Genomic DNA, 6,059 nt, shown 5'->3' on the forward strand with positions numbered 1-6,059 from the left:
CCGCGCCCCTTTACACTCCCCAGCCATGAAGACATGGGATGTAGTGATCGTGGGTGCCGGGGCTGCCGGTTTGTTTTGCGCGGGCGTGGCGGGCCAGCGCGGGCTGAAGGTGCTGGTCATCGACCACAGCGACAAGATCGCCGAAAAAATTCGCATCTCGGGCGGCGGGCGCTGCAATTTCACCAACCGGCTGCTGGATGCTTCGGCCCCGCAAAAACATTTCATCAGCCAAAACCCGCACTTTTGCCGCTCGGCCCTGTCGCGCTACACGCCACAAGACTTCATCGATCTGGTGCAAAAGCACGGCATCGCATTTCACGAAAAGCACAAGGGCCAACTGTTTTGCGACCACTCGGCCGAAGACATCATCCGCATGCTGCTGGCCGAATGCGAGGCAGGTGGTGTAGAAATCCGCAGCGCTTGCGCGGTTCAATCGGTCCAAGCGCCGTCTGACAACCACCCCCTCTACGTTCTGCAAACCCCACAAGGCGCCGTGCAAACCACCTCGCTGGTGGTGGCCACAGGGGGTTTATCCATTCCCAAAATCGGGGCCAGCGACTGGGGCTACCGCATCGCCAGCCAGTTTGGCCTGCGTCTGGTGGAGCGCCGCCCCGGCCTGGTGCCCCTGACTTTTGACGGCGAGGCCTGGGCGCCTTATGCCCAACTGGCCGGGCTCGCGCTGCCTGTGGGCATCGAGACGGGCGAGAAAAAAAACCGCATGCACTTTGACGAGGACCTGCTGTTCACGCACCGAGGCTTGTCCGGTCCCGGGGTCTTGCAAATCTCCAGCTATTGGCAAGAAGGCACACCGATTCGCCTGAACCTGGCCCCGGAGGTGAACCTGCCCGAGCGCCTGCAAGAGGCCAAGCTGCGCTCCAAAAAACTGCTGGGCAACGAACTGGCCAGCTTGGTGCCCAGCCGATTGGCCGAGGCCTGGGTCAGCCAGGACCCGGCTTTGCAACGCACGGCCGCCGAGGTGCCCGACAAAGCCCTGAGCAAGCTGGCGCAAGCGCTGTCCAACTGGACGCTCACCCCCAATGGCAGCGAGGGCTACAAAAAAGCCGAGGTCACCCTCGGCGGGGTGGACACGCGCGATGTGTCCTCACAAACCATGGAGTCCAAACAACCCGGGCTGTACTTCATTGGCGAGGTGATCGATGTGACCGGCTGGCTGGGTGGCTACAACTTCCAGTGGGCTTGGGCCAGTGCACATGCGTGCGCGCAGGCTTTGCCAGCCTCGGTTAAAAACTGAAACGTCTGCCCAATTGCAGAAACAGGTTGTAGCTTTGGCTGGAGCCTCTGGCTGCGCCCAAGTAGATGTCACCGATCTTGCTGTCCACGGCCACAAATGCGGTGGCGCTGTAACGCCAACGCTGCTCCGCCCCCTTGAACCAGGCGTCACCGGCTTCGAGCACCGTCCCCACATAGGTTTTCTGATTGAACAGGCCGCCTTGCGTCAAGCGGTACATGTAGGTCGACTGCACATGGGCCAACTGGTCGCCCACCAATTGCCCCATGCGGTAAGCCCCCATGTTCTGAAAACCACCCAGAATCAAACTGCTGGGCGCACGGCACCGCTCGCAGTCGAGCGTGACACGGTCCTGCGCCAGCTGCATGCCCACATTGAAGATGTGTGGACCCACAGAGTGCGCCCATTTGGCCGACAGGCTGCCACCGCTGTAGATGGCGCCTGAGACCCCTTGCTCCAGGTGACCGCCGAGAAAATAACCCCGGGTCGGGAAACTCAACGAATCGAGTTGATCCATTTGCCACTTCACCCGCAGCGCGTTGTAGCGCACTTGATCCGTCGAGTTCACGGTGCCCTCGTCCCAATCCACGGCCGTGTCAAAGGTCCGGCGAATGCGGCTGGACACCAGGCCCAGCTTCACGTTGGCCTTGCGTTCAAAGTCATAGACCAAGGCGGTGTCCAGACTTTGTACGGTTTGTCTGTAATAGGCCAATTTCTGATTGTCGAAATTCTCCTCAATGATGGACGACCGGTACAAGGGCAGGACATTGCGGTCCAATGAGGCACCCGCCTCGACACTCCAGCCGCGTGACAATGCTTGATGCAAGCGCAAACCCAATTCGGACTGCGTGCCCATGCGGGCATCGATGGACAGCTCCAGGCCCGATGCTGTCAACCAAGGGCGGCGATAACCAAACCCGGCCGTGAATTGCGTGACCCCATCGACCTCGCTGGAAAAGCCCATGGTGGTCTTGAAGAAATGGGGGCTGTACGGTTTTTCGCGCACCGTGACCAACAGCTTGTACGCATCGCCTTGCTGCTGCACCAGGCTGTAGCTGACCAGATCAAAGTAGCCGCTGGTGTAAAGCTCGTCCATGTACCGCTCAACCCGCTGCGCAGAAAATTCCTGCGCCAACATCGGGGCCAGCATGGTCTGGATAAAACTCTCCGAGACGTCCTTGTGGCCTTGTGCCTCGATGGCCACAATGCGCTTTTCCCGCTGGTCAAACGACAGCCGGGCGGACGTTTGTGCTGTGGCTTTCGCTACAAAGCTTTCCCGCAACGCCGCCCAGCGCGCCTGCACAGGCACCAGTGCGGCCCGACCGCGCTGCACCACCTCTGGTGCGCGGTTGAAATCGGCGAAGCCAATGTCCTGCACAGAGGGCTGGATCAACACATCTTGTGGCCGCAACAAGGCCAGGTTGCGCTTTTCGTTTTGGCGAATCAGGATGTCCAGCATCCGGTTGGCCACCTCCAGGGCATGGCTGGCGGACTCGGCCCTGCCCTCGCCTGCCCCCGCCCCTAAAAAAGAGGCCACGATCACATCGGCCCCTTCGGCCAAAGCCACCTCCACAGGCACGTTGGCCACCAAGCCGCCGTCCACGTACGTCTCGCCCGCCACCTCCACCGGGGCAAACACCGCTGGGGCGGCCATGCTGGCACGAATCGCCAGGTGCAAGGCGCCGCGGTCAAAGACCTTCATCTCACCATCGCGGTAACGCGTGGCCACGGCCCGAAACGGGATTTTCAGGTCATCAAAGTGGACCTCGGGCGGCAGATGCTGGGTCAAGGCCTGCAACAAGGCCAAAAAGCGTTGGCCATCGCTCACGCCCCGGGCAAAACTCACCCCACCTTCCTTGATGCCGAACTCCAGGTCTACCGGGTATTTTTGTTGGTAGGCCCGCGTGCGTGAAGGCAGCTCCAGGCGGTTGATCTGGTCGAGGGCGACTCGGGAAGGGTCCAATTGGCTCATGGTGCGCTCGATGTCGTCGGTGCTCATGCCACTGGCATACAAGCCGCCAATCACCGCCCCCATGCTGGTGCCCACAATGCGCGCAATGGGAATGCGGTCTTGCTCCAGTTGCCGCAGCACAGCCAAGTGGGCAAAACCCTTGGCACCGCCCCCCGCCAACACCACCACCACCCCCGGCGCGGGCACTTTTTTGGGTTCTGGCACTGGCGCGGGGGTCTGGGCCCAAGCCGCCATGGTGCAAGCGGCAAGAGCCCCAACACCCCAATGCAGGGCGACCCTCAAAAACCGATGGTGGGCTGGCTGGAATAGACGCATATAGGTTTCATTTTAGTCACGACCCATTTCGACCTCGCTGCCCACCCTTTTCAACAAGAACAGACGCTTGGTCCGGTCATGCGCTGTGTGATCTCGCACATGTGTGCCTCATGAAGGCCGCGTAAGCAGCTGACTTGTCGCTATAATCTCAGGCTTTGCTGGCAAACCCCCGTCTGCCAAATACTAGTTCGTGACGGGGAACCGCCGGAACTGGGTTTCAAGGGCCCGATCTCCCTTGCTTCCACAGCCGGCACATTTTTTGGAAACTTTGATTCAATGACCACCATCCGCGTGAAAGAAAACGAGCCGTTTGACGTTGCCCTGCGTCGCTTCAAGCGCACCATCGAAAAACTCGGCCTGCTGACCGACCTGCGTGCCCGCGAGTTCTACGAAAAGCCCACCACTGAGCGCAAGCGCAAGAAGTCGGCTGCCGTCAAGCGTCACTACAAGCGCGTGCGCAGCATGCAGCTGCCCAAGAAGATGTATTGATCTTCCTTTTTGCTTGACCTGATCCAGGTCTGCAAACAAGCCCGCTGGAGGACGCTCAGGCGGGCTTTGTCGTTTATGCCTCTCCATTTCTCACCACCAGGAGCCTTCCATGAGCCTGAAAGAACAAATCACCGAAGACATGAAAACCGCGATGCGCGCCAAAGACGCAGAACGTCTGGGCACCATCCGCTTGCTGCTGTCGGCCATGAAGCAAAAGGAAGTGGACGAGCGCATCGAGCTCGACAACGTGGCCGTGGTGGCCATCGTGGACAAACTCATCAAGCAGCGCAAGGATTCGATTGCCGCCTTTGAGCAAGCCGCCCGCCAGGACCTGGCCGACAAGGAAAAGGCCGAAATGGCCGTGCTGCTGGCTTACCTGCCCGCACGCATGTCGGCTGAAGAAGTCGCGGCTGCCGTGCAGGCCATCGTGGCTGACTTAGGTGCCAAAGGCCCCGGCGACATGGGCAAAGTCATGGGCGCGGTCAAAGCCCAGTTGGCGGGCAAGGCGGACATGGGCCAGGTGTCGGCAGCGGTGAAAGCGGCGCTGGCAGGTTGACCAATGCCACAAAGCGCCCGTGTCTTTGCTGCGCAGCGTTATCGCCTGAGCACTCTGACGGTGCCAAGTGATTTGCTGGTTGCCGTAGTCACGGGTCGCAAAGTACTCCACGCATCAGGGCGAACCGTGACCGCTCACCAAGGACAAGCTGTCCTGATTGCCCGCGGCACCCAATGGGATGTTGTCAACGACCCATACGGACAGCGTCAATACGAAGCTTGGGTATTGCCTTTTGACAATGATCTGGGGCGTGAATTTACATCACCAATGGCTGAGCGCACAAAAACAGTGGGCTCAGCTCAAGTGGTCAAGCTGGAAGATGACTTGCTTTCAGCATTGCGGCGCACGCTGCCGAATGAACGCAGCGTGTCTTCTGCGCTGCAACGTCACCGCAGTCTTGAAGTGATGATGATGCTGGCTGAAAAGGGCTGGTGTTTTGCCCATACCCAAGAAATCAGCTGGACCGAACGCATTCAGTGGATGGTGAGCCAACATCCCGCGCAAAATTGGACAGTTGAATCGCTGGCTGAGGCTTTCTGCATGAGTGAATCCAGCCTTCGTCGACGATTAACAGGCAACACGCTCACGCTGGCAGAACTGGTACGGGATGCCAGGCTGCAAGTTGCATTGGGCATGCTGCAAACCACCGACATGAGCGTAGGAGAGGTTGCTCAACATTGTGGCTGGGCTTCGCACAGCCGCTTCACTGCGGCTTTTCAGCAAAGGTGGAACGTCGCCCCATCTGTGGTTCGAGCTCGAATGAAAGAAAGTGCACAAGATTTGACAGATCAGGGCTAACAGCATTGCCTGTGCGCCAGCATCATGATGCTCCATTCAACCCACGGAGAAAACCATGAAAAACCTGTCTCACACCCTCTTAGCCCTGAGCCTCAGCACAACCGTTTGCAGCCACGCAGGCGACTTCAAGCTCATGAGCCCTAGTCTGGACCCAGACAGGGCTATGCCAGAAAAACATGTGCTCAACGGCTTTGGTTGCCAAGGTGAAAACGTATCACCAGCGTTACGTTGGGAAAATGCACCTGCAGGAACTCAAAGCTTTGCCATCACAGCTTACGATCCGGATGCCCCGACGGGCTCGGGTTGGTGGCATTGGGTGGTGTACAACCTGCCAGCTCATACAAAAGCGCTTCCAGAAAACGCCAGCAAGGCACAAACCCTGCCAACAGGCTCAGTGGAGGGTAGAACCGATTTCGGAAGTCAGGGTTACGGCGGCGCATGTCCACCGAAAGGTGACAAACCTCACCGTTATATCTTCACGGTCCATGCGCTCAAGATACCAAGCATCCAACTGCCATCAGACGCGTCAGCCGCCATGATCGGCTTCATGCTCAACATGAACCGCCTGAATAGTGCCAGCCTGCAAGTCCCTTACCATCGCTGAACGACATATGACTGGCCAAGCAATACAGGAACAGTGACGGCTGCGCTGGGAGGCTGATATAGGCGCTAATCCCGCA

6 protein-coding genes are annotated in these 6,059 nt (G+C 59.1%); 5 read left to right on the forward strand and 1 reads right to left on the reverse strand.

The genetic code is table 11. The features are described 5' to 3' along the window. Positions 1-25: 25 nt before the first annotated feature. Positions 26-1,252, forward strand: a complete 1,227-nt coding sequence (locus tag QZ190_RS17210) for an NAD(P)/FAD-dependent oxidoreductase (protein ID WP_291918894.1) — start codon at positions 26-28, stop codon at positions 1,250-1,252. Here the strand turns inward: QZ190_RS17210 and QZ190_RS17215 are convergent. After that, on the reverse strand, positions 1,242-3,455 hold the full coding sequence (locus tag QZ190_RS17215; RefSeq protein ID WP_291918896.1) for a patatin-like phospholipase family protein: 2,214 nt from the start codon (positions 3,453-3,455) through the stop codon (positions 1,242-1,244). The genes QZ190_RS17210 and QZ190_RS17215 overlap by 11 nt on opposite strands. Before the next feature lie 357 nt (positions 3,456-3,812). Between QZ190_RS17215 and rpsU the strand changes: the two genes are divergently transcribed. From rpsU to QZ190_RS17235, 4 genes are all read left to right on the forward strand, one after another. Then, positions 3,813-4,025, forward strand: coding sequence for a 30S ribosomal protein S21 (gene rpsU / locus QZ190_RS17220; RefSeq protein ID WP_019428257.1), 213 nt, complete (start codon positions 3,813-3,815; stop codon positions 4,023-4,025). A gap of 109 nt (positions 4,026-4,134) precedes the next feature. Further along, positions 4,135-4,581 carry a GatB/YqeY domain-containing protein gene (locus QZ190_RS17225; protein ID WP_291918900.1) on the forward strand — a complete coding sequence of 149 codons (447 nt, stop codon included), beginning with the start codon at positions 4,135-4,137 and terminating at the stop codon, positions 4,579-4,581. Between the two features lie 3 nt (positions 4,582-4,584). After that, positions 4,585-5,379 (forward strand): helix-turn-helix transcriptional regulator, encoded by a 795-nt coding sequence (locus tag QZ190_RS17230; RefSeq protein ID WP_291918902.1) that lies wholly within the window; start codon positions 4,585-4,587, stop codon positions 5,377-5,379. A gap of 55 nt (positions 5,380-5,434) precedes the next feature. After that, positions 5,435-5,983: a YbhB/YbcL family Raf kinase inhibitor-like protein gene (locus QZ190_RS17235; RefSeq protein ID WP_291918904.1), complete on the forward strand. Its 549-nt coding sequence runs from the start codon at positions 5,435-5,437 to the stop codon at positions 5,981-5,983. Positions 5,984-6,059: the final 76 nt, after the last annotated feature.

It is taken from the genome of Limnohabitans sp., from assembly GCF_017848645.1.
GTDB lineage: Bacteria > Pseudomonadota > Gammaproteobacteria > Burkholderiales > Burkholderiaceae_C > Limnohabitans_A.